Source organism: Faecalicoccus acidiformans, from assembly GCF_014202635.1.
Lineage (GTDB): Bacteria > Bacillota_I > Bacilli_A > Erysipelotrichales > Erysipelotrichaceae > Faecalicoccus > Faecalicoccus acidiformans.
In genome coordinates this window covers 114,535-138,534 of record NZ_JACHHD010000001.1, presented here as the reverse complement: position 1 = coordinate 138,534, position 24,000 = coordinate 114,535, and the positions used below count along the sequence as shown (strand labels likewise).

26 protein-coding genes and 3 pseudogenes are annotated in these 24,000 nt (G+C 44.9%); 14 read left to right on the top strand and 15 right to left on the bottom strand.

Going from position 1 to position 24,000, the window contains the following annotated elements; translation table 11 throughout:
- Window positions 1-63 precede the first annotated feature (63 nt).
- The 6 genes and pseudogenes from HNQ43_RS00700 to HNQ43_RS09140 all read left to right on the top strand — a co-directional run.
- On the top strand, window positions 64-795 hold the full coding sequence (locus tag HNQ43_RS00700) for a replication initiator protein A (protein ID WP_207721383.1): 732 nt from the start codon (window positions 64-66) through the stop codon (window positions 793-795).
- Window positions 792-1,634, top strand: coding sequence for an ATP-binding protein (locus tag HNQ43_RS00695; protein WP_119189892.1), 843 nt, complete (start codon window positions 792-794; stop codon window positions 1,632-1,634). Before HNQ43_RS00700 ends, HNQ43_RS00695 begins: the two co-directional genes overlap by 4 nt.
- A gap of 14 nt (window positions 1,635-1,648) precedes the next feature.
- Window positions 1,649-1,837: a transposon-encoded TnpW family protein gene (locus HNQ43_RS00690; protein ID WP_002571011.1), complete on the top strand. Its 189-nt coding sequence runs from the start codon at window positions 1,649-1,651 to the stop codon at window positions 1,835-1,837.
- 111 nt (window positions 1,838-1,948) lie between these two features.
- Window positions 1,949-3,568 (top strand): recombinase family protein, encoded by a 1,620-nt coding sequence (locus HNQ43_RS00685; RefSeq protein WP_176256251.1) that lies wholly within the window; start codon window positions 1,949-1,951, stop codon window positions 3,566-3,568.
- Window positions 3,569-3,666: 98 nt separating this feature from the next.
- Window positions 3,667-3,756 (top strand): annotated as a pseudogene (locus HNQ43_RS09075) (Maff2 family mobile element protein); the annotation flags it as partial.
- Between the two features lie 79 nt (window positions 3,757-3,835).
- A pseudogene (locus tag HNQ43_RS09140) lies at window positions 3,836-4,252 on the top strand (VirB6/TrbL-like conjugal transfer protein, CD1112 family); the annotation flags it as partial.
- Window positions 4,253-4,360: 108 nt separating this feature from the next.
- Here the strand turns inward: HNQ43_RS09140 and HNQ43_RS09130 are convergent.
- The 3 genes and pseudogenes from HNQ43_RS09130 to HNQ43_RS00660 all read right to left on the bottom strand — a co-directional run.
- Window positions 4,361-5,122, bottom strand: a pseudogene (locus HNQ43_RS09130) (relaxase/mobilization nuclease domain-containing protein); the annotation flags it as partial.
- 47 nt (window positions 5,123-5,169) lie between these two features.
- Window positions 5,170-5,499, bottom strand: coding sequence for a plasmid mobilization protein (locus HNQ43_RS00665; RefSeq protein WP_117515670.1), 330 nt, complete (start codon window positions 5,497-5,499; stop codon window positions 5,170-5,172).
- A gap of 240 nt (window positions 5,500-5,739) precedes the next feature.
- Complete coding sequence (locus tag HNQ43_RS00660; protein ID WP_118413017.1) at window positions 5,740-6,096, bottom strand: helix-turn-helix transcriptional regulator; 357 nt, start codon at window positions 6,094-6,096, stop codon at window positions 5,740-5,742.
- Between the two features lie 398 nt (window positions 6,097-6,494).
- On the opposite strand from HNQ43_RS00660, the gene HNQ43_RS00655 reads away from it, so the two are divergent.
- From HNQ43_RS00655 to HNQ43_RS00630, 6 genes are all read left to right on the top strand, one after another.
- The gene (locus tag HNQ43_RS00655; protein ID WP_003431289.1) at window positions 6,495-6,680 is read left to right on the top strand and encodes a cysteine-rich KTR domain-containing protein; all 186 of its coding nucleotides are present in this window, start codon (window positions 6,495-6,497) and stop codon (window positions 6,678-6,680) included.
- Between the two features lie 16 nt (window positions 6,681-6,696).
- Window positions 6,697-7,680 (top strand): 23S rRNA (adenine(2503)-C(2))-methyltransferase RlmN, encoded by a 984-nt coding sequence (gene rlmN / locus HNQ43_RS00650; protein ID WP_002584956.1) that lies wholly within the window; start codon window positions 6,697-6,699, stop codon window positions 7,678-7,680.
- Between the two features lie 473 nt (window positions 7,681-8,153).
- Window positions 8,154-8,591, top strand: a complete 438-nt coding sequence (locus tag HNQ43_RS00645) for a sigma-70 family RNA polymerase sigma factor (protein ID WP_002604474.1) — start codon at window positions 8,154-8,156, stop codon at window positions 8,589-8,591.
- Window positions 8,575-8,817, top strand: coding sequence for a helix-turn-helix domain-containing protein (locus HNQ43_RS00640; RefSeq protein ID WP_002604473.1), 243 nt, complete (start codon window positions 8,575-8,577; stop codon window positions 8,815-8,817). Before HNQ43_RS00645 ends, HNQ43_RS00640 begins: the two co-directional genes overlap by 17 nt.
- Before the next feature lie 475 nt (window positions 8,818-9,292).
- Complete coding sequence (locus HNQ43_RS00635) at window positions 9,293-9,466, top strand: transposon-encoded TnpW family protein (RefSeq protein WP_021858596.1); 174 nt, start codon at window positions 9,293-9,295, stop codon at window positions 9,464-9,466.
- 91 nt (window positions 9,467-9,557) lie between these two features.
- Window positions 9,558-11,240 carry a recombinase family protein gene (locus HNQ43_RS00630; RefSeq protein ID WP_021858595.1) on the top strand — a complete coding sequence of 561 codons (1,683 nt, stop codon included), beginning with the start codon at window positions 9,558-9,560 and terminating at the stop codon, window positions 11,238-11,240.
- Between the two features lie 85 nt (window positions 11,241-11,325).
- Here the strand turns inward: HNQ43_RS00630 and HNQ43_RS00625 are convergent, their stop codons facing one another.
- From HNQ43_RS00625 to HNQ43_RS00585, 9 genes are all read right to left on the bottom strand, one after another.
- Window positions 11,326-12,627, bottom strand: coding sequence for an alpha-amylase family glycosyl hydrolase (locus HNQ43_RS00625; protein ID WP_183373822.1), 1,302 nt, complete (start codon window positions 12,625-12,627; stop codon window positions 11,326-11,328).
- Window positions 12,627-13,217, bottom strand: a complete 591-nt coding sequence (locus tag HNQ43_RS00620) for a TetR/AcrR family transcriptional regulator (protein ID WP_183373820.1) — start codon at window positions 13,215-13,217, stop codon at window positions 12,627-12,629. Before HNQ43_RS00620 ends, HNQ43_RS00625 begins: the two co-directional genes overlap by 1 nt.
- A gap of 262 nt (window positions 13,218-13,479) precedes the next feature.
- Window positions 13,480-13,857 (bottom strand): glycine zipper domain-containing protein, encoded by a 378-nt coding sequence (locus HNQ43_RS00615; RefSeq protein ID WP_183373818.1) that lies wholly within the window; start codon window positions 13,855-13,857, stop codon window positions 13,480-13,482.
- Window positions 13,858-13,956: 99 nt separating this feature from the next.
- On the bottom strand, window positions 13,957-14,442 hold the full coding sequence (gene ybaK / locus HNQ43_RS00610; RefSeq protein WP_183373816.1) for a Cys-tRNA(Pro) deacylase: 486 nt from the start codon (window positions 14,440-14,442) through the stop codon (window positions 13,957-13,959).
- 18 nt (window positions 14,443-14,460) lie between these two features.
- On the bottom strand, window positions 14,461-15,003 hold the full coding sequence (locus tag HNQ43_RS00605; RefSeq protein ID WP_244956997.1) for a YfcE family phosphodiesterase: 543 nt from the start codon (window positions 15,001-15,003) through the stop codon (window positions 14,461-14,463).
- Window positions 14,996-15,541 carry an NAD(P)H-dependent oxidoreductase gene (locus tag HNQ43_RS00600; protein ID WP_183373812.1) on the bottom strand — a complete coding sequence of 182 codons (546 nt, stop codon included), beginning with the start codon at window positions 15,539-15,541 and terminating at the stop codon, window positions 14,996-14,998. The genes HNQ43_RS00605 and HNQ43_RS00600 overlap by 8 nt, the downstream gene beginning before the upstream one ends.
- On the bottom strand, window positions 15,534-16,067 hold the full coding sequence (locus HNQ43_RS00595; RefSeq protein ID WP_183373809.1) for a sugar O-acetyltransferase: 534 nt from the start codon (window positions 16,065-16,067) through the stop codon (window positions 15,534-15,536). The genes HNQ43_RS00600 and HNQ43_RS00595 overlap by 8 nt, the downstream gene beginning before the upstream one ends.
- Window positions 16,068-16,178: 111 nt before the next feature.
- Window positions 16,179-18,806 carry a pyruvate, phosphate dikinase gene (ppdK, locus tag HNQ43_RS00590; RefSeq protein WP_183373807.1) on the bottom strand — a complete coding sequence of 876 codons (2,628 nt, stop codon included), beginning with the start codon at window positions 18,804-18,806 and terminating at the stop codon, window positions 16,179-16,181.
- Between the two features lie 114 nt (window positions 18,807-18,920).
- Window positions 18,921-19,367, bottom strand: a complete 447-nt coding sequence (locus HNQ43_RS00585; protein ID WP_183373805.1) for a Spx/MgsR family RNA polymerase-binding regulatory protein — start codon at window positions 19,365-19,367, stop codon at window positions 18,921-18,923.
- Between the two features lie 109 nt (window positions 19,368-19,476).
- On the opposite strand from HNQ43_RS00585, the gene trpS reads away from it, so the two are divergent.
- Window positions 19,477-20,460 (top strand): tryptophan--tRNA ligase, encoded by a 984-nt coding sequence (gene trpS / locus HNQ43_RS00580; RefSeq protein WP_183373803.1) that lies wholly within the window; start codon window positions 19,477-19,479, stop codon window positions 20,458-20,460.
- A 39-nt stretch (window positions 20,461-20,499) separates the two neighbouring features.
- Here trpS and HNQ43_RS00575 read toward each other — a convergent pair whose 3' ends face one another.
- The 3 genes from HNQ43_RS00575 to mraY are packed head-to-tail and all read right to left on the bottom strand — an operon-like array spanning window position 20,500 to window position 23,620.
- Entirely contained in the window at window positions 20,500-21,324 is an 825-nt protein-coding gene (locus tag HNQ43_RS00575; RefSeq protein WP_183373801.1) for an undecaprenyl-diphosphate phosphatase, read from the bottom strand.
- Window positions 21,321-22,658 (bottom strand): UDP-N-acetylmuramoyl-L-alanine--D-glutamate ligase, encoded by a 1,338-nt coding sequence (gene murD / locus HNQ43_RS00570; protein WP_221247951.1) that lies wholly within the window; start codon window positions 22,656-22,658, stop codon window positions 21,321-21,323. Before murD ends, HNQ43_RS00575 begins: the two co-directional genes overlap by 4 nt.
- Complete coding sequence (mraY, locus tag HNQ43_RS00565) at window positions 22,640-23,620, bottom strand: phospho-N-acetylmuramoyl-pentapeptide-transferase (RefSeq protein ID WP_183373903.1); 981 nt, start codon at window positions 23,618-23,620, stop codon at window positions 22,640-22,642. Before mraY ends, murD begins: the two co-directional genes overlap by 19 nt.
- 140 nt (window positions 23,621-23,760) lie before the next feature.
- Here mraY and rpmB point away from each other — a divergent pair, with 140 nt between their 5' ends.
- Entirely contained in the window at window positions 23,761-23,952 is a 192-nt protein-coding gene (gene rpmB / locus HNQ43_RS00560) for a 50S ribosomal protein L28 (protein WP_183373799.1), read from the top strand.
- Window positions 23,953-24,000: the final 48 nt, after the last annotated feature.

The window sequence follows — 24,000 nt, the reverse complement described above, 5'->3', positions numbered from 1 at the left end:
AATGCGTACAAACCGCCAAAATCAACCCGAACACAGGGAGGTGATCCTATCGCTGATTATATCATGGCAGACACGAAGCTGCCCGCCTATCTGCCCTATCCCCGTTTCCTGCTGAAAATGGAGATTTCCCAGACCGCCAAGCTGCTCTATGCGCTGCTGTTAGACCGCTCCACCCTCTCCCAGAAGAACAAGTGGCAGGACGGCGAGGGCAGGATTTATATTATCTATCCCATCGCGGAGATAGCCGAAATACTGGATAAAGGCAGCACCACCATAAAGGGGGCGCTGAATGAACTGGACACGGCGGGGCTGCTGGAACGGGAACGGGGCGGCTTCTCCGCACCGAACCGACTGTATGTGAAAGTGCCGCGTGTGCCACAGGTACAGTTTTCCGACCAACTGATGGCCGGAAAACCGACCCTCATAGAGCCGGAAAACCGACCAACTGATGGTCAGAAAACCGACCTTATGATGGTCGGAAAACCGTCCCCTAACCAAACTACTATAAACAACCTTACAGAGAACCAAACAAAGGGAGTGAGTGGGGAGCCGCCCGCGCCCTATGGCCGATACCAGAATATTTTTCTGTCACAGACCGAATACGACGAGTTGCAGGCAGAGTACCCCGACAGGCTGGAACGGTTCATCGAGGAAATGAGCCGCTACCTTGCCGCCAGCGGGAAAAGCTACCAGAACTATGCCGCCGCCCTTCGGATATGGGCGGGGAACGACAAAAAGGGCGCCCCGAAAAAGGGCATCCCTGACTACTCATGCAAGGAGGGCGAGAGTTTATGAAGAACGAAATCAACGCTGTTTTGGAGAATATGACGGCTGCCACCCCGGAGCCGGAGGACTACACTGGCGAGGACGGTTTACTCTACTGCGGCAAGTGCCGCAAGCCGAAAGAAGCCTATTTTGCGCCGGACAAGGCCGCTATCTTTGGGCGCGACCGCCACCCGGCAGAGTGCGACTGCCAGAGAGCCGCCCGCGAGGAACGGGAGACCGCCGAGAAGCGGCGCAGGCACCTTGACACCGTAGAGGAACTGAAACGCCGGGGCTTTACCGACCCCACCATGCGGGACTGGACTTTTGAGAACGACAACGGCAGGAACCCGCAGACAGGGATTGCCCGCCGGTATGTGGAACACTGGGAGGATATGCGAACCGACAATATCGGCTGCCTGTTCTGGGGCGGCGTGGGAACCGGGAAAAGCTACCTTGCGGGCTGTATCGCAAACGCCCTTATGGAGAAAGAAATCCCCGTCCACATGACGAATTTTGCCCTTATCCTCAACGACCTTGCCGCCAGCTTTGAGAACCGCAACGAGTACATTTCCCGCCTTTGCCGCTATCCGCTGCTTATCATTGACGACTTCGGCATGGAGCGCGGCACCGAGTACGGGCTGGAACAGGTTTTCAATGTGATTGACAGCCGTTACCGCAGCGGCAAGCCGCTGATCGTCACGACCAACCTCACGCTGGACGACCTGCACAACCCGGAGGACACCGCCCATTCCCGGATTTATGACCGCCTGCTTTCCATGTGCGTCCCGGTACGCTTTACCGGCGACAACTTCCGGCAGGAAGCCGCGCAGCGGAAAATGGAGAGCATGAAGAAACTGATTACCGACTGAAAGGAGTATTGCCTATGACAGATAACAAGCAGCACGACACCCGCACCGCCCGCCGCCCCGACTGCGTGACGGAAATCCGCATGGGCAATTCCGTCCTTGTCGTGTCCGGCTATTTCAAGAAAGACACTACCACCACCGCCGCCGACAAAATGGCGCGGGTACTGGAAGCGGAAGCCGCTGCTACACAAAAACCGGCAATTTGACAAACCATAAAGAAGCAGATTTGACACTTTTGCCGCTATACAGCCCCCGCTATTCCGTGGTACAATAAAGCTACGGAATAGTGGGGCTGGCTGTCGGAAACGGAGGATTTTATGTTAAGACAAGCCACCCAAAACCTCATTACCGCCCTTTATCCGAGATTGTCCCATGAGGACGAATTGCAAGGTGAGAGTAATTCCATATCGAACCAAAAAAGGATACTCGAAGCCTTTGCAAAACAGAATGGCTTTACCAACCTGCGCTGGTACACCGACGACGGCTTTTCCGGCGCGAACTTCCAGCGCCCCGGTTTTCAAGCCATGCTTGCAGACATTGAAGCCGGGAAAGTGGGTACGGTCATCGTCAAGGACATGAGCCGGTTAGGGCGAAACTACTTGCAGGTAGGGTTTTACACGGAAATGCTGTTCCCTCAAAAGGGAGTGCGTTTTATCGCTGTCAACGACAATGTGGACAGCGCAAACGGCGGCATGGACAACGATTTTACCCCTCTGCGAAATCTGTTCAACGAATGGCTGGTGAGAGATACGAGCAAGAAAATCAAAGCAGTAAAACGAGCAAAAGGCATGAGCGGCAAGCCCGTTACCAGCAAGCCGGTCTATGGCTATCTCATGGACGAGGACGAGAACTATCTCGTTGACGAGGAAACCGCGCCGGTTGTCCAGCAGATATACCAGCTTTGCCTTGCCGGGAATGGCCCGACCAAGATTGCCCGTATGCTGTCGGAGCAGCAAATCCCCACGCCGGGAACGCTGGAATACCGCAGGACGGGCAGCACCCGCCGCTACCACCCCGGCTATGAGTGCAAATGGGCGACGAACACCGTTGTTCATATCCTCGAAAACCGGGAGTACACCGGCTGTCTGGTAAACTTCAAGACGGAGAAGCCCTCTTACAAGGTCAAGCACAGTGTAGAAAACCCCGTGGAGAAGCAGGCCATTTTTGAGAACCACCATGAACCTATCATAGACCGGGAAACATGGGAGCGCGTGCAGGAATTACGCAAGCAGCGCAAACGCCCGAACCGCTATGATGAAGTGGGGCTGTTCTCCGGTATGCTGTTCTGCGCCGACTGCGGCCATGTGATGTACCAGCAGCGGTATCAGAACAAGAACCGCAAGCAGGACTGTTACATCTGCGGCAGCTACAAGAAGCGCACCCGCGACTGTACGGCGCACTTTATCCGCACCGACCTGTTGACCGCCGGTGTCCTCTCCAATCTCCGGCAAGTGACCGAATACGCCGCCAAGCATGAGAGCCGCTTTGTGAAGCTGCTTATCCAGCAGAACGAGATCGGCGGCAAGAGAAAGACCGCCGCAGCCACGAAGCAGCTTGAACAGGCACAGGAGCGCATTTCCGAAGTGAGCCGCATTATCAAGCGGCTGTATGAGGACAATGTGAACGGCAAAATCAGCGACGAGCGTTTCATGGAACTGTCGGCAGACTATGAGCAGGAACAGCGGGAACTGAAAGACCGCGCCGCCGCTTTGCAGGAGGAACTGGACAAGTCGCAGGCCGCCACCGTCAACGCGGAAAAGTTTATGGGTATCGTCCGAAAGCACCTTGCCTTTGAGGAACTTACCCCCACCCTCTTGCGGGAAATGATTGAGAAAATCGTCGTGCATGAGTGCAGTTATGACGAGAACGGCACCCGCAGGCAGGATATTGAGATTTATTACAGCTTTGTCGGCAAGATTGACTTGCCCGAAGCCTAACGCCCGACCTATCCGACACAATGGCCAAGTGCCGGATAGGAACGGCAAAATTTTTTACACTTCTATTACTTCTTTATCGCACATAAGCAAAAAGCCAGGGCATCAAGCAGCTCATGGCGGGCGGCGGCGTTGCCCTCATCGGCATCACCCTGATCCCTCTGCTGTCCGGTCTGCTGTCCACCACCTAATGTTTCTCCAAAACCGGCGGGGGCTTTCGCTTGATAGCGGGAGCCCCCGCAAAGGAGGTGATCTCCCTTGATATTGGATATGATCCAGGAGTGGTTCAAGGAACTGCTCATTGACGGTATCATTTCAAACCTGACCGGGATGTTTGATACCCTGAACACAAAGGTGGGCGAGATCGCCGGGGAGGTCGGCATGACGCCCGCCGCCTGGAACAGCAGCATCTTCAACATGATCCGCAACCTCTCGGAGACGGTGATCGTCCCCATCGCGGGCATTATTCTCACCTTTGTCATGTGCTATGAGCTGATTCAGCTTATTATCGAGAAGAACAACCTCCACGACTTCGACACCTGGATTTTCTTCAAGTGGATTTTCAAAACCTTCTGCGCGGTGCTGATCGTCACGAACACCTGGAACATCGTCATGGCGGTGTTCGATGTGGCGCAGAATGTGGTCAGTCAGTCGGCGGGGGTCATTATCTCGGACGCGGGCATCGACATCTCCGGCGTGGTGGGCGATCTGGAGACCCAGCTTGCCGACTGGAGCGTGGTTCACCAGGGACGCATAGTAGCTGTCAATGGTGGCCGGGGCGTTATACAGGGCAGCCAGCAGATATTTCTTGATGTTGCGGACATAGGTGGTGTTGTCCCGCATCCGGTCCAGCACATACTCGATGTGGGAACTGTTCAGCTTCAGGAAGCGGGATTTGACCACCTCCGCCGGATAGTCGTCCCCGGCAATGCGGGAGACAACGGCTTCTTCCGTGTAATCGGCGCCCAGGGTTTTGAGCCGGGTGAACCTCTCCTGGTCCGGCGCCCTGGCGGAGATATATTTTCCCCGCTTGATTTCGTACCCTTCCCGCTGCAACCGGGCAAGCAAATCTTCCAGGCTGGAGGATACGGGAATCAGCCGGTCGATGGCGGCTTTCAGCTTTGCCTTGTAGCTGGTGCCGTTCTGTGCGGCCTGATGCTCAATGTAGCTCTTGCCCTTATCCCGACCAGGGACGATGACGGACAAGCCGTGTTCTTTGCACAGCCGGTCGCTGGCCCGGCGTATCTCGTGATAGCTGCGCTTGTTGGAATGGTAGTGCTTGTGGTCGGTGAAGCTGACCGCATTGAAAATCAGGTGATTATGGACGTGATCCTTGTCAATGTGAGTGGTGAGGACAAATTCATATTTGTCGCCCAGGACTTCCCGTGCCAGTTCCATGCCGATCCGGTGGGCTTCCTCTGGCGTGACCTCCCCAGGTTCAAAGGCTTGGATCAGGTGGCGGCCCAGGTGCGTACCTTTGTCAATGGCATGGCGGCGTGTCCATTCAAATTCAATGTCGGCGGTCTCGGCGGCGCAGCCGAAGGAGGACACCAACATCTTCCCGTCCGTCTTGTCAGGATTGCAGATATAGTCAATCGCAGCTTTCAGCGTTGACTTAATAGGATGCGTCTTTGTAACTGCCATATCTGATCCAGCCTTTCCCGGATTTCCTCCATGTCGGCCTGATAGGTGGGGCCTCCGGCGTTGACTCGCTTGGCAATCTGATTGATGTTCCGGCCAATGGCGGACAGAAGTTTGTTCATCTCCTTAATGTCCCTGGTGTCCACCTGGATGATATATCCGTCGATCGCCATCTTCCGCAGGTAGGCGCCGATCCGCTTTGTCTGGAGCTGGGCCATCTTCTGTTCCATCAGTTCCTTTTCCTCGGCGGTCACATAGAACTTCACCTGGATATTTCGTTTTCGGTTTGCCATCGTGGTATCTCGCCTCTTTTCGTATCAGGGTTTGGGATGTTCCCAACAAGCATTTTTCGGGTTTAGGGGGAGGGTTCCCTAAAGCCAAAAATCGCAAGCGGGTACTCGCTTGCTGTGCTTGCTATCTACTCCATACCCCTACCGAAAGGCGATATTTGTTGCGTGCTATCTTGATTTTGAACGTAAAAAAAGATTGCAGTCGCCATGCGCTGCAATCCTGCACTTCCCTTATGAGAGAGGTTAGTCCTCCGCCTTTTCTACTTCCGCTATTTCCTTTGCCGTTGCGGTTACAATCCGTATGCCCTTATCGCTCATACCGTCCAGCAGCGCGTCAAGCTGCCGCCGCCCGGTGGATTTCTCCGCATTGCTGTTCGGGAAGAAAAATTGATCTACCGAAATATGATACCGGGTTACAAGGTCATAGAATACCTGTAAACTCGGCTGTTGTCCCTTGTTCTCGATATTCGCAAGGTAGCGCGGGGAAATATATAACTCGTCGCTTACCTTTTTGCGGCTCTCGCCGTATTCATTTCTCGCGGCTTTTATAGCTGCCCCGAAAGCCTTAAAGTCGTACAATGGTACGGGTCTTTTTGCCATTTTCATTCACCCTGTTACATTTTACAGTTCACCTTTCTTTTTGGATATGTCCACACAATTCATATCATTAGGTTAAATACTTCCTGTTGTGTATTGACAGTAGACTGATTTTCTGATAAAATAAAATTTATGTAAAAGGAGGCGGCGTTTATGTTGCATAGCATGCGTATTAGATAAGCATTGAAAAAAAGGATTTTCCCATTTTCAACATGGGCTTTTTTGTCATGCTTATTTTGCGGATGCTATACAAAAAACTAACGACGTATAGATATAGTATAGACATAGTGCAAGCTATGCCTTAGTTTTGTTGTACTGCTCTGTGCATTATAAATGCAGGTCAATGCTCATGTTGAGGATTGACCTGCATTTTTTTGTGTAAAAAGGACGAGTGAAATATAATGCTTAAAAAATATTGGATAAAATGTCCGATTTGTAACGGAAAGACGAGAGTTCAAGTATTTCATAATACTGTATTAAAAGATTTTCCTCTTTTCTGCCCTAAATGCAAATTGACGCATATCATTGATGTAGAAAAATTAGAGATTGTAATCAAAAATACAGAAAAACAAACTTTTATTATTTAGAAGAAAGGATATAAAAATGAAACGTTTACCTAAATATACGCCTGCGGAAGTACGGAATGATCCATACGGATTTACTTACAAAGAAATGTCGGAAGTTATTGGCGAGAATGAAGCAAAAGCCTTATATGAAGAATTATATAAGCAATTACCACGCAAAAAAAATCTATCAATGTTGGTAAAAAATATTTGCAAAAGCAGTGATACTGAAAAGTATGTTTACGAACTGAAAGACAACAAATACATTGAAACGGTTTTTATCAAGCGGCGAGATGGTGGAACTGTTTGCGTGAGCACACAAGTCGGTTGTCCTGTTGGTTGTATTTTTTGTGAGTCCGGGCGAAATGGCTTTGTTCGTAATCTAACATCGTCAGAAATCGTACAACAGATTATATTGTTGCGTCGAAAAGTAAACCGTATCGTTTTTATGGGTATGGGAGAGCCTTTATTCAATTATGACAACTTGATAAAAGCAATCCATATTCTCCGAGATAGATATGGGCTCAACTTTCCAACCGACGGCATTACCATATCAACAGTTGGTCCGGTCGATCAATTAAAAAAATTGCGCGAGGAACATCTTAAAATTCAGTTGACAATATCTTTACACGCAGCAACACAATCTGCAAGAAATCGTATTATTCCTCACATGCGCATATATGCTATTGAAGATGTTGTTAAGCAAGCCTTATCCTATTCTGAAAGGCATAATCGCAAAATTGTCTTTGCGTATTTGCTTTTACCGGGTATAAATGACCGGCCCTCAGATGTAAGACAACTTGCAAAATGGTTTCGGGGCAAAAAAGTTATGATTAACGTGTTACAATACAACCCAACAAGCAATTCAAGAATTAAAGCACCACAGAAACGGGAAATAGTTGCATTCAAACATCAATTAGAGCAAGCAGGACTTGAAGTTACTATGAGAGTTTCTCATGGCAGAGAGATTAACGCGGCTTGTGGACAGTTAGCTAACACATATAATAAATTCAAAAAAAAATGATTAAAAGTGCCAGACGCATAGACGCAGAGCCGATAACGCATTAGGTCAAAAAACCTATGTGTTATCGGCTTTTTTATTTAATATTGCGCAAAAGCCGCTGTTCCCTATTATAGAATGGATTGCGGGTAGTGTATTAAAGTCGCCCTTTTTTAAGGATACGGCGGTATCGGGGAGGTATCGCCGTGTCCATTTTTATTTACTGTAACCCGCCTAATGCTTTGCGGTCAAAAAAAGCTATGCTCCGCAAGCGGGATATTCCGGCTATGAATGTGAACTGTCAATACATTTAGCTACTGCTTACATTTCCTTTGCGCCCGTCCGCGTCTTGCGGACGGGCGCATTTTGCTTTTTTCAACTTTTTTCTGAAAAGCGCACTCAAGAGCCATCTCCCGAACGGGTACGGAGCGAAAGGGGCAGAGAGGACAAGCCCTTAACTCCCGTCCTCTACTCCACGCGGGAAGGAGGTGAACTCTATGGAGCTATCTTCTTCCGACAAGGAAAGAATACAACATCAGTACGACGCATTAGCAAAGAAAACTTTGGTCGGCGAAGCGAAAAGCCACCGTCGCACTCTTGCGAAACGCGCAGCACGCGAAGTTACTTTTTCGGATTTGAGCGAAAGCGAACTCGCGCAGCTTTTCACAACGGACGAATACGAAAGCGATTATTTCCGTTTTCAAGTGTCCGGCTTTGATGTACTCGTCAAAAATGAACTGCTTGCCGAAGCCCTTAACGCTTTGCCCGAAAGGAAACGCGACATTATCCTTTTGTCCTACTTCTTGGATATGAGCGACGCGGAAATTGGCGAACTGCTGAATGTTGTACGCACGACGGTTTTCCGGCACAGGAAATCCGCGCTTGCGAAAATCAAACAGTATTTGGAGGGAAAAGCAGATGATGAATACCGTTAGGAAGTCTGAAAATCTGTTGCCGTTCCCTGTCATTTCCGCAGCGGCAAACGGCGACACAACCGCCATGTGCGCGATCTTGAAGCACTACGAGGGTTACATAGCGAAACTTTGTACCCGCACGCTGAAAGACGACGCGGGCAATACCTATTCCTATGTGGACGAGGAAATGCGTAACAGGCTGCAAGTGCGCCTTATTACCCGCACCCTTGCTTTTCATGTAGGATAATCTTTTAGCCCATGCGGGGAGCGTGTCCCCTTTCCACGCTTCCCGTTATGGGCTATTTGTCGTTCCGCAAAAGCATATCCGCTGTTGATGTGCTTTTGCAGGCCGACAAAGCCTATTGTTCTTTGACAAAGAAAGCCCGGCGGGAGGCCTCCGGCGCAGTATAAGGCAGACGGATACGATCTGTCTGCGTTGAGCCGGTCGGCCGGTGCGCCATGACCCTGTTGCAAGTCCGCAGGACGGGACCCCTACCAAACAGGAGAGCGACAAACATCAGGCCGCAAAACAGGTGTGGCAGCCTGTGGGCGAGGACGCGCAGGCAGGATAATGAGACTCCCGCGTTGAACGCCCTCAAAGCATTGCGCGGCACACCCATCAGCATGGGCCGGGGTGAGATTCCCGTGGAGCTGCGGCCAGCAGCCATCCGTTTTCTGCCTCTTTTATAGCTTTAATGAAATGGCATGAAAGGGGCTTTATCATGCAGAAAAATCAATCTGAAAATAAATATGCCCCGCCTATGCGGAGCAAAAAGAAGATCGGCAACACGACCTTTATCGTCAATTCCTTTTTCCCTCAAACGGGAAATCAGACGATAGCCTCCAAACTGGAGAACCTGATAAAAGCCGATATTCAGAAACAAACTGTGACTTGAAAACCTCCTAACAGGCAGACAGGGAAAAGAAAGCGCGGTATAATGAAGTTGGACTTCAATATCGTGTTTGACTGCCGGATAGGAGGTATTTATGTATTATCAGTCAAACACCGCTGCCGCGCTTCAATTCCCTTACACGGCTATGAGCTCCGAAGAACTTACAGCTTTGTATTGTCGCTTATCCCGTGATGATGAATTGCAGGGTGACAGCAATAGCATTGTAAACCAGAAAAAAATCCTGGAAAAATATGCCCGTGAGCATGGATACAGCAATTTCAAATTCTATGTTGATGATGGCATCTCAGGTACGACCTTCAACCGCCCAGGCTTTCAGCAGATGATTGCAGACATTGAGGCTGGCCTTGTCAAGAGGGTCATCATCAAGGATATGTCACGTTTCGGACGTGATTATCTGCAAGTCGGCATATATACGGAAATCATGTTTCCCGAACATGATATTCACTTTATTGCGGTGAATGATGGTGTGGACAGCACTCAGGGTGACAACGAGTTTACGCCCTTCCGCAATATCATCAATGAATGGTACGCCAAAGACACCAGCAAAAAAATCCGTGCCGTTATGAAAGTGAAAGGCAATGCAGGAGAACATTTGACTGTTTTGCCTCCGTATGGATACATGAAATCGTCTGATGACAAAAAGCAATGGGTGAAGGATGAAGAAGCCGCCCAGGTAGTTTATGAAATTGGTCTCTATATCATGGATGGTTTGGGACCCTCGCAGATTGCAAGAAAACTGACGGAAAGAAAAATTCTTACTCCGGCTGCTTACTATGCGAGCAAGGGCAGAACAACCAATGTCACAAAGAAAGGTTCTCCTTACGCTTGGGATTCTTCTACGATTGCCGACATCATGGACCGCTGGCGTGAATACCTGGGGCACACAGTTAATTTCAAAACCCGTAAAAAATCCTACAAGAGTAAAAAGACCTTGCACAATCCTGAAAGCGAATGGAAGATTTTTGAGAATACCCACGAAGCCATCTGGACGGAGGCGATTGCCGATGCAGCAAGGCTCGCAAGGCAATCGCGGCGCCGCCCTACAAAGATGGGAGAAATGGGAATGTTCTCCGGCATGATGTTCTGTGCCGATTGCGGCTCCATCATGTACCAATGCAGGGCAACCAATTTCCGGCGCGATCAGGAATATTACCTGTGTTCCGGCTATCGGAAAAGCCGTGATGTATGTGGGCAGACACATTCTATCCGAACTGTTATCCTGGAAGAATTAGTTCTGCAAAATCTGCGCGAGATTGTTTCCTTCGCATCACAGCGCAAAGACGATTTTGTGAAGATGGTCATGGATGCGGATATGCGCCAGCGTAACCGAGGTTTGGCAAAACGGCAGAAAACATTGGTCTATGCCGAAAAGCGGATCGCAGAACTGGATACCATCTTCAAGCGTCTTTATGAAGATACCATTTCTGGAAAACTTTCTGACGAGCGTTTTCAAAAGCTCTCCGTCGGCTACGAGCAAGAGCAGCATCAGCTTCAAGAGGTAGCGGCTACCCTTCGTGGTGAAATCGAGGCGGAGGAACGCAAAAGCGCCAATGTGGAAAGGTTTCTCTCCGTTGTCGAACGGTATACGGAAATTCCCGAATTGACTCCGTGTATCTTGCATGAGTTTATCGAGAAGATTGTTGTCCATGCTGCCAGCGATTCGAAGGGCAAGAACCGTACCCAGGAAATTGACATCTACTATAAGGGCATTGGGGCCCTGGAAGTATCCAAAGTCACTTCATCAAGGCAAGAATGAGAAAAACGGCATAGCCGAAGCTATACCGTTTCTCTCTTGCCCCACGATGTTTTCTTATCGGGAGGCACCTTTAATCGGTTTTTTTTTACAATTGTAAAATCATGGAAGAAACTGGTTCCATCTGTATCGAATGATCGATTGAAAGGGATGTCCCTGTCAACAAATCTTTCACCTCTTGACATAGACTCACATCAAAAGCAAACATTTCATGATCGAGATTGATACAGATCCATAGTGTCTCTTCTTTACTTTTCATCTGATAAATGCATTGCTTGTTAGTTAAGGCTATCTGTTGATAGTCACAAGACCATAAGGCAGAATGCTGATGTTTGATCTGGATCAATTTATGGATATGATCCGTCAAAGGATTCCACAACAGATGATCGATTGCTGGCCGAAGTTCCGTATCGTTCCAGTTCTTTTTTCCTTCGATTCCCCATTCGCTGCCATAGTAGATACACGGAATCCCCGGCATTGTCATCAACATCGTATAAATCAAAGGGAGATGTTTTGGATCCTGAAGACGAGAAGCAATACGTTCCACATCATGGTTATCTACAAAAGAAAAGAGTTGCTTTCCTCGATACAGACACCATGGCTCTTTGCCGAACTGGCGATGGAAAGAATGCAAGATCTCAAAAAGATTTAAAGAGTTAAAGCTGGAATACAGCCCCTTATAACACTCATAATTGGTACAGGAATCTAACATCTCATCATTGACCCATTGGTTATAGTCACCATGCAAAGTTTCTCCCAATAAGAAGAATTCCGGATCTTTTGTCTTACAATGACTTCGCAAAGACTTCAAAAATTCCCGATCTAAACAATATGCCACATCCAAACGCAAACCATCGATATGAAACTGGTCTTTCCAAAAATCGACAACACTCAACAAATAATCGACAACCTCCCTATTTTGGAGATTTAACTTCACTAAATTATTGTTCCCTTCCCAATTTTGGTAACTAAAATGATCATCATAGTTGTTGTTATCCCAAAAATTAATAGAAAACCAATCTTTATAAATCGAATTTTCACGATGTTCGATCACATCCTGAAACGCAAAAAATCCGCGTCCGACATGATTGAATACCGCATCAAAAATAACTTTGATCCCATTTTGATGAAGTTTATCGATCACCAAAGCAAGATCTTCATTAGTCCCCAAACGAACATCCACCTGTTTATAATCCATGGTATCGTAGCCGTGAGTGTGACTTTGAAATAATGGATTAAACAAGATGCAATCGATTTCCAACCGCTTAAGATCTTCTAGATAATTATTCATCGTCAACAGTCTGTGGTTTTGTTGTCCATCGTTTTCAAAAGGGCAACCAAATGCTCCTAAAGGATATATTTGATAAAACACACTCTGATTTGTCCACATTAAACGGGTCCTCCTTTTTTTGTGCTCTCCTTAATCAAAAGATAACGAAGATAGATCATAGCCTGCTCTTTTGAGATCCTCTTTTTTTCCAAAAAACAATATTCCAATACCAACATGATCGTATTTGAGTAAAAAGAAACAGCCAGAGGTAAAGGGATGGTCTCGCTTTGAATATTCAGTGATTCCACTATCCGTAAAACATTAACGCTCAAGTAGCGCGTGAAGCTGGCAAAAAGTTCTCCTTCGATCGGATTATGAGCCATGATCCTCGTCAAGAGCTTTTCGTGTTCTTTAAAACAATCGTATAACCTTCCAAAGAGTTCAAAAGTTTCATGAGGATGACAGATATCCAGTGCTTCTTCCAACCGGATCCGGTCTTTGATCAAACTCCAACAATACTCTAAGAGATCATGTTTATCTTCAAAATAATTATAAAAAGTAGCGCGAGGATAATTTGCGATTTGGCAAATCTGAAGAACTGTAATCGATTCAAACGGTTTGTCTTCTAATAAAGAAAACATCGTGGTTGAAAAATCTTTTAACGTTCTGGCTGCAAACCGGTTTGTTTTTTTTGTATGATCATATTTCATATCTTTTCCCTTTACACACGTATAAGCTTTTACATATGTCTAACAATTGAATTATATCATGCTTATCACTAGAAAAAAAGTTCCCGTAGGAACTTTTCAATACTAAAATAAAGAAGACTCGCTTTTCACATACATTACAAAATCCATTGTTTATCGAATAATTAGCTGTTCATCGCCAAATAGAGTTTTAAAACTTGCATCATATAAAAACGAACAGAGATTGTTTCTTTTTTTAGATATAGTGCCAAATACCTGATCTAGCTTATCTCTGGTCTTCATCAAAGGCTTGTTCTATGTCTCCGTCCTCATCGATAAACACAATATCTCCCACTTTAAACAATTCTGTTTCCATCGTTCCTGAACATATTGAAACCGTTCGTTCACTACCTTGATTATCTACAAGTGTAATACCATATTCATTGGATCCCTCTTTTTTTTCTATCGCTTTTATTTTATATCCTTTTTCTGCGACTTGTTTATTAACAATTTCATCCTTATTTGCTCCAATGATAAGACCAATCAGCATTCCAAGACAAAGCCCCATAGGTATTCCTAAGCTTTCAATAGCAGAGCCGACAGCTACACCAAAACACATTCCTAATGCCACGCCTGTCCCCGCATTCTTTGTTGTTTGTTTCATTTATGCTCCTCCAAATTCCGATTTATAGAAAAATCACATTGATTACATTTCAGTTAATGCACCTCTACCTCTCTTTGTTTTCGGTACAGAATAGAAACATCAATCAAAAACCAGGTCAAATGGAGCGACATGAAAAACATCGATCAGTGCCCGGGGATCCATTTCTATCTGTATCCCGATCTTACCGCCGCTAAAAACGATATGATTTTGTTTAAGAGCACTTTGATCGATGAAAGTGCGATATTTTTTCTTCATACCCAAAGGAGAACAGCCGCCTCGTATATACCCTGTCAAGGATTGGATTTCCTTGACTGGAACCATTTCCGTATTTTTGACTTGAGCTGCTTTCGCACATTTTTTTAAATCCAACTTGGTATTTACAGGAATCATATAGACCAAAATCTCATGAGTGTGACTTCTGGTAACTAACGTTTTAAAAACACAAGCAGGATCGATTCCCAACAATTGAGCAACCTCATTGCCATCGACTGCCTCCTGACCATGGTGAGGATATTCATGAACACAGTAATCTATTTTTTGCGAGTCCAGCTGGCGCATCGCATTTGTTTTTGGCATCTTTTTCATCTTGTCACATTCTTTCTGTTATTTTTTTCTCCATCGCTTAAACAGTTCCAGTTGACGCAGGCCCTCCAACAAGATCGCATCCGAGCAGATCGCATCCGTATCACTTCGATAAAAAGTTGTCTGAATATCATTGAATAAGTGTACGATCGCATACGTTCCATAATCATAAGACCCTCGATTGACCATGGTGCTGCCAGGATTAATAAACGTGATTCCTTGAATCGTTTTGATCGTAGGAACATGAGTATGTCCATGAAAGCACAGAGAACATCTTTCTTTTTGACAAAGCCTGATCAATTCATCATAACCATCATAGACATTGTACAAATGTCCATGGGTAACCAAAATATGTTCATATTTAACATAGGAAGGATAAGCCTCTTCATCGTGATTTCCACGAACCGCTATATCAAACAAAGACATAACAGGATCGTTTTTTGGCAAAGCGGAATCACCACAATGGATCATCAGATCAACAGATTTTCGATATTTTTTAACTAATCGCGGCAGATGATCTAAAAAGCGATGACTGTCGCTGATCAAAAGAATTTTTTTATTCAAAATATGCATCCATTTCTACTTCAGCCTGATGAAGGATGGCTTCTGGATCCTGATCAAAAAGATCTAAATTTTCAGCCATAAATAAGGTCGAATCCTTGACGCCAAAAAACATTGAAAAAACCTCTTTAATATAATCAAAGCCAAAACGCGGATCAAAACTACCTCCCGCTGTGCTTACATAAAACATTTTTTTAGCGCGACATAAGCTGTGACATTGTCCCGTTTCATCATAATAAAACGCAATTCCCTGTACACAGCACATCTCAATAAATGTTTTCAAAAGCGAAGGAAACGACAGATCGTAAAAAGGAGCTGCAATTACGATAATCTCTGCCGATGATAAAAGCTTTGCGTAAGATGTTTGATATATTCCGTGTTCTCGTTGTTCTAATTGTCTTGAATCCAGAGAAATCATTTCTTCTTTTTGAAGATCCAGCTCCATCACGGGTCCTTCAATATGTTCCAACAGATGTCTGGCGAGCCTAAGAGTTCGAGAGTCTTTGGAAATGCAGGCATTCACAAATAAAATATTATCCACAAAGATACTCCTTGTAAAGCCGTTGCCAAATGTCGTTTTCTTTTTCATCGATCTTACGAATCACCCGACATGGATTCCCTGCCGCAAACACGCCTTCCGGAATATCGTGTGTTACCACACTTCCAGATCCGATCACACTTCCCTTTTTGATCGTAACACCTGCATTGATGATAACATTTCCCGCAATCCATACTGAATCTTCAATCACGATCGGACGTGCCATTTCCAGATCCTTGTTACGAATGGATGCCGATAAAGGATGGATCGGTGTATAAAGAGAAACATTAGGTCCCATAAAAACATCATTTCCAATCGTTACCTGCGCTTCATCCAAGATCACGATCCCCGTATTGCCCTGAAAATGCCTTCCTATCGATATATTCTTCCCATGATCACAATAAAACGGCGGAATCAATGAGAGATCCGGATAAGATTGGTGAAAAAAACTTCGTAAAGAGTCTAACGGCTTGCGGTCGATCCAATAATCGCTCTGATTAAAATCTTTTAAAGCTTTCCGGATCTGCATCCACGAATCCTCCTCCAGTAAAAAAGGATTGTACAGTTTCCCTTGTCTCATTTTTTCGATTTCTTTCATAATAGTCTACCTAAAAAGGAGATGACTGGCATCTCCTAATCCTTATTTTTGTTTAATGGCAGCTTGAGCAGCAGCTAAACGAGCGATCGGTACACGGAATGGTGAACAAGAAACATAATTTAAGCCTAGCTTGTTCACAAATTCTATACTGGATGGATCCCCTCCATGTTCTCCACAAATACCTAACTTGATATTCGGACGAGTTTTGCGTCCTAATTCTGCCGCTAATGCAACTAATTTACCAACACCTTTTTGATCTAAGCGAGCAAAAGGATCGTTTTCATAAATTTTGGCATCGTAGTATTCTGGCAAGAATTTACCCGCATCGTCGCGAGAGAAACCAAATGTCAACTGGGTTAAGTCATTGGTTCCAAAAGAGAAGAATTCGGCTTCTTCAGCAATTTCATCCGCCAGCAATGCAGCACGCGGCACTTCAATCATCGTACCGACATGATACTTCATCTCTACACCAGCTTCGGCTAAAATCTTATCCGCTGTTTCAGTCACGATCTTCTTAACATATTTTAGTTCTTTGATATCACCAATCAGAGGCAACATGATCTCCGGCTCGATATTCCAGTCCGGATGTTCTTTATTCACCTTCAAAGCGGCTTTAATAATCGCTGCAGTCTGCATACGACCAATGCCAGGGTTGGAAACATCCAAACGGCTGCCGCGGTGTCCCATCATCGGGTTGACTTCGTGCAAAGATGCGATAACTTGTTCCAGATTCGCCACTGGGATATTCATCTCGCAAGCCAGATCCTTGATATCTTCTGGATCTGTTGGAACAAATTCATGCAAAGGCGGATCCAAGTAACGAATGGTTACTGGACGGCCTTCCATAGCCTCATAGATTCCTTCAAAGTCTTTTTGTTGCATCGGTTCCAGTTTATTCAAAGCAGCTTCCATCTGCTCTTCATCTTTGGCAACGATCATTTCGCGGATCGCTTTGATCTTGTCCCCATCAAAGAACATATGTTCCGTACGAACCAAACCGATTCCTTCCGCACCGAACTTCACGGCTTGCGCAGCATCGCGAGGCGTATCGGCATTCGTACGAATCTTTAATGTACGAGCTTTATCGGCCCATCCCATAAAGCGTTCAAAATTACCGCTGATCTCCGCCGGTACGGTTTTGATTGCTTCACCATAAACATTTCCCGTAGAACCATCGATAGAGATCCAATCTCCTCTATGATAATCTTTTCCGCCAACAGTGAAATATCCTTCTTCTTCATGCATCTCGATATCGCCGGCACCACTGACACAGCATGCTCCCATACCGCGGGCAACAACAGCTGCATGGCTAGTCATGCCACCGCGAACCGTCAAGATTCCTTCAGATACGGCCATACCTTCGATGTCTTCCGGACTTGTTTCCAAACGGACAAGGATAACTTTCTTTCCGCCCTCTGCTTCTTCTTTTGCTTCATCTGCCGAGAATACGATCTGTCCGGACCCGGCTCCTGGACTTGCCGGCAATGCAGATGTGATAGGCGTTGCAGCTTTAAGAGCCTCAGGATCAAACATAGGATGAAGCAAAGCGTCCAATTGTTGAGGCTCTACCATCATCAACGCTTCTTCTTCTGTGACCAGACCTTCATCAACCATATCGCATGCAACTTTCAGCGCAGCCTGAGCAGTACGTTTTCCGTTACGTGTCTGCAACATGAATAATTTACCACCTTCAATAGTAAATTCCATATCTTGCATATTTTTGTAGTGATGTTCCAGCTTTGAGCAAATATCAACGAATTGGTCATAAGCCGTAGGACTGATTTCTTTCAATTGATCGATCTTTTGAGGAGTACGAACCCCGGCAACAACATCTTCACCTTGGGCGTTCATCAAGAATTCACCATACAGTTTATTCTCTCCCGTAGCCGGGTTACGAGTAAAGGCAACCCCTGTACCGCAATCTTCACCCATGTTTCCAAATACCATCATCTGTACATTGACGGCAGTTCCCCAATCGCTAGGGATATCATTCATACGACGATAGTAGATTGCACGCTCATTATTCCATGATTTAAATACCGCTTCAATAGCTTCCATCATTTGCGTCTTTGGATCCGTTGGGAAGCTTTCATGAAGTTCAGACTGATAGAATTCTTTGAAACGTTCTACCAACGTCTTCATATCATCTGCCGTTAATTCCAAATCGTCTTTGATCCCGCGTTCAGCCTTGATTTCGTCAATGATCTCTTCAAAACGCTTCTTGCTTAATCCCTTGACTACGTCAGCAAACATCTGGATAAAACGACGATAAGAGTCATAGGCAAAACGAGGATTGCCGCTCTTTTGGGCAATAGTTTGGGCAACGACATCGTTGATGCCTAGATTCAAGATCGTATCCATCATGCCCGGCATGCTTGCACGTGCTCCCGAACGCACAGAAACTAATAACGGGTTTTGAGCATCACCAAAACGCTTTCCGGTCTCAGCTTCTAATTTTCCTAAATATTCCATGATTTCGGCCTGGATCTCATCGTTGATCTTTTCGCCATCCTCATAATATTGATTACATGCTTCCGTTGTGATGGTAAACCCATTTGGCACAGGCATCCCTAACTTGCTCATTTCCGCAAGGTTGGCACCCTTACCGCCTAGGAGTTCACGCATATTTGCGTCACCTTCTTGAAAAAGGTACACATATTTTTTCGTCATTTAAATCCTCCTTCTTTTTACGTCTGTAATGTAAACGTTTTCAACCTCCAATATTATAGCACTTTTTCTTTCATAGGCATAGAAAAGACATAAAAAAAACGACACCGAGGTCGTTTAAGCCGTCATTTCTGATTCAGGAAGACGAACGCTTCCGCAAACCGCATAGTTCGGGCAAGATGGATTACAAGAACTCTCAACAATCGGACGCAACTTCGCAGGCATCATAGCTGTGATCTCATCGTCATCATAACCAACAACAATGCTCCTCTTTGACAACATGATCGGGCGTTTTAAGATGGATGGGTTGTTTTGAATCAAAGCAACCAGCTCATTCATGCTCAGATCATTAATATCCTCTTTTAATGATTGAAAAGCTTTCGAGCGTACAGAAATAATATCTTCTGTTCCGTTTTCGCATCGTGAAAGAATATATTTGATCTCTTCTTCATCCAATAAGGTCGTAAAGATATTTTTTTCGACAAATTCAATTTGGTTGTCTTTCAGCCATTGTTTTGCTTTGCGGCAGCTGGCACAACCAGGTGAGGTATAGATGATCACCATAGCCATCCCTCCATTTCCGTATTCCTATTATAACATTATGCTTTGAAAATACCATTGGTTTTCCCAGATAATTGATGTAAAATAAAAGCCGTACTCTGGAGGGTTGTTTATGGAAAGAATGTTAAGCGGGATCAAGCCCACCGGTCGCTTGACCCTTGGAAATTATATCGGAGCTATATCTCAGTTCGTTCAGTTTCAAGATGAATATGAACTCTATATCTTTATTGCCAATCAACACGCAATCACGATTCCTATTGAAGCAAAAGAGCTTAGAAAGAACACAAAAGATCTGATCGCTCTATATCTGGCCAGCGGCTTGGACCCAAACAAAGTCACGATTTTTCTGCAAAGCGATGTCGCCGCCCACGCGAAGTTAGGATGGGTCATGACATGTATGAGTTATATGGGTGAACTCCAACGCATGACTCAGTATAAAGACAAAGTCGCAAAACAGGAAACAGGCATTACCGCCGGGCTGTTTACCTACCCATGCCTGATGGCAGCCGATATTTTATTGTACGATCCGAAATATGTCCCTGTAGGCATCGATCAAAAACAGCATGTAGAACTGGCGCGAAATCTTGCCGAACGTTTCAACAACCGCTATTCGGATACTTTCACGATTCCGGAACCAAAAATGACAACTGTCGGTCAAAAGATTTATTCTTTACAAGATCCGACCAAAAAAATGTCAAAATCAGAAACCAATCCAAAGGGCACGATCGATCTTTTGGACGATCCCAATCTGGCCCGCAAAAAGATCTTATCGGCCGTAACAGATTCGCTGGGCATCATTCAGTATGATCCTGAAAATCAGCCAGGATTGGCAAACTTGTTGACGATCCAGTCTGTTTTATCGAAAGAACCCATTGACTCTATCGTTTCACGATACCAAGGAAAGGGTTATGGAGAACTCAAACAAGAGATTGGGCAAACCGTCTTTGACTTCCTGAGCGATCTGCAGGCTCGATACAAAAACGTCCTCGACAAAAAGATCGTCGATGAAGTCTTGGCTCAAGGAGCCCAAAAAGCCAGTCGAATCGCCGATAAAAAGATTCAAAAAGTTTATCGAAAAATAGGCTTTAACATCTAAAAAGAGTTGTGTAGAAATAAAATCTGCACAACTCTTTTTCTATAATATATAAAAGAATAAAAGAACCAAGATTCCTAATACGATACGGTACCATCCAAAAATAGTAAAATCATGTTTCTTAACATAACTCAGCAAACCACGAATCGCGAATAGAGATACGACAAAACTGATAAAGGTTCCAAGCAGCAGAATAATCAACTGCCCAAAAGAGAAGAACCCCGACTCCATAAAATATTTTACTACTTTTAAACCGCTGGCCCCCAGCATAACCGGAATTGCGATAAAGAACGAAAATTCGCTGGCCACCGTCCTGGAACACCCGGAATAAAGACCGCCCAAAATCGTAGAACCAGAACGCGAAGTACCTGGAATCAACGCCAAACATTGAAAGCAGCCAATCTGGAAGCTTGTTTTATAATCCAATTGATCCAAATTGACGATTTTAGGTTTTTTGGGATGCTTTTCGACGATGATATAAATCACACCATACGCAATCAAAGCGATGGCGATAATAAAATAAGCACTCAAGTAATCTTCAATGATGTTGTCAAACAAAAGACCTAAAACACCGGCAGGAATCACACCAATGATCACTTTCTTCCAAAGATCAAAAGTTTCCTTTCTTTTCGCTGGCGATTTTTTCTTGCTCCAGGGATTTAAACGATGATAATACAGAACCAGCACCGCAAGAATACTGCCAAACTGGATCACGACCTTAAACACCTCAAAAAAGGCATCCGGCTCCAGAGGAATAATGCTGTCTAATAAAATCAAATGTCCTGTAGAACTAATCGGCAGCCATTCCGTGATCCCCTGAACGATACCAAACAGGATCGATTTCAATAAATCGAACAAAAAACTCATATTGCTTCTCCTCCCAATTGTGCGACAAGATCCTTGAAAATCTCACCTCTTACTTCAAAGTTTTTAAACTGATCAAAGCTTGAACAAGCCGGGCTCAATAAGATTACATCGCCTGGTCTTGCACAATCAAATGCCTTTTTCAATGCATTCTCCATAGTCTGGCATGAGGTTTGATGGGTAAAGATGGATTGGAACGCATCCTGAGTCTGTCCAAATGAGAAACAGTGCTTGATCTTTGAATCAAACTGTTTAAGATCATCAAAAGAAATATGTTTATCTTTTCCCCCGCACAATAAGATCACATTTTGATCAAAAGCGCTCAAAGCCGCACACGCCGCATGCGTGTTTGTCGCTTTCGAATCGTTGTAGATGCGAACCCCGCGAACCGTGCCGACATATTCGATACGATGTTCTACGCCATGAAAAGATGCGATCACACGCGAAATAGACTCTAAAGAGATCCCCATGCGATACGCCATGCAGGCAGCCATCATCGCATTGCCTACATTGAAATCGCCAACAATCTTTAAATCAGAAAGTTTAAACAAGATCTGATCATGCAGATAAGCATAGGTATCATCTTTATACAAATCTACATCTTTGCGCAACAAGGAAAAATCAATCACCTTACAAGGAATGTTTTGAGCAAAGTGAACGATATTTTCATCATCCACATTTCGAATAAACCAAGCTTGCGGATCACAGTGCTCATAAATCTTCATTTTGGAAGAATAATAAGATTCCAAAGAATCCATATAATCCAAATGATCCGGTGCCAAATTTGTAACCGTAGATACCGTAGGTGCAAAAGTATCAATTCCCAAAAGTTGAAAATTGCTGAGCTCTAAGGCTACTGCATATTCTTGATTCTCTGCCGTTAAAGCACATTCACTTAACGGAGTTCCAATATTTCCGGCCACTAGAGCCGGTTTTTCACTTTTGAGCATTTCATAAAGCAAAGTCGTCACGGTCGTCTTGCCGTCGGTTCCCGTCACTGCAGCATAAGAAAAATCTTTTCGAGCTCGAAACGCGATCTCGATCTCCGTATAGATCGGGATCTTTTTCTCAACAAAATAAGCGACAAAAGGAGCCGTATAAGGAATTCCCGGATTCTTGACCAAAAAAGCATATTGTCTTTCCTTTAATGAATCGGGATGCCCTTTTTCATACACTTCGATTCCCAATGATTCTAATTCATTTTTCTGCAGGATCTCCTTTTGATCCGTCAATAAGACATGATAACCCATCTTCACCAAAAGACGGCTGACAGCTACGCCCGAGCGAGCCGCTCCGATCACTAAAACATTCTCCACGATCAATGCACTCCCATCCATAGTCCAATCAAGGCAAACACAACGCCGGCAAGCCAGAACCGATGTACGACTTGCGTCTCACTCCACCCGGATAATTCAAAATGATGATGCAGCGGCGCCATCTTGAAAATACGTTTTTTGGTACGCTTATAATAGGTTACCTGAATCACGACACTTAAAACTTCCATGACAAATACAAAGCCAATCAAAATCAATAAGATCTCTTGTTTTAAAATCATCGCAACACCGGCCAATAATCCGCCCAAGGCCAAAGAACCAGTATCGCCCATAAAAATCTTTGCAGGATGTTTGTTAAAATACAAATACCCAAACAAAGCACCGATGACAAGAACCAAGAAGAATACCAGATTATGGTAACCGGCAAGCCACGAAAAAATTCCAAAAGGGATCAAAGCGATGATCATTTGTCCGGCACATAAACCATCCAAACCATCGGTCAGATTGACTGCATTCGTTTCAGCTGTAAACATAAAAAAGATCAAAAAGAAATACAAAAGACCTATATCAAAAGACACATTCAGCAAAGGGATCCATAAAGTCGTTTCATGATGCGATACATACATCAGATAAAATACGATTGCCAAGACGCTCTGCATCAAAAACTTCATACTGGGTTTAAGCCCGGTATTATCTTTTTTGACGACAATGATATAGTCATCGATAAAGCCTATCAATCCATATCCGACAAAAGCCAGTAAAATGATCAACATATCCATATCAAAGGATACGATCGAAAAACAGCTTGCTACCCCATATAGAAGAACCGGCACAAGGATAAAAGCGATCCCCCCCATAGTAGGAGTCCCGTTTTTTACTTTATGACTCTGTAAACCCTCTTCTCTTTCTGTTTGACCAAATTTGATCTTATGCAAATAACGAATAAAACCTGGCATCACGATCAACATGATGATCAATGCGCCAAGAAAACCAAAGATATAAATCAAAACCTCAGAAAAATCCATCGTGATCTCTCCATTCTGCAGTTCATTATAGCATGCTCTTCCTTTCAAAAACAATGAAATTTCCTCTTGAAAAAGGGTGTTGGGAATGTTATCATAAATAAGCAATTTCGCAAATGGAAAGGAAGAAGGAGGACAACGACATGTCAAAAGTATGTGCAGTATCCGGTAGAGGTCCTTTAACTGGAAATAAACGTTCTCACTCTATGCGTGCAACTCGTCGTAAATGGAATGTCAACCTGCAGAAGGTTCGCATCGAAATCGACGGAAAACCTCAGACAGTTCGTGTGAGTGCGCGTGCATTAAGAACATTAAAAAAACAAGGCGCTATCTAATAGCGAAAGGACAATACAAACAAAAAGACGGCTTCTAAAGAAGTCGTT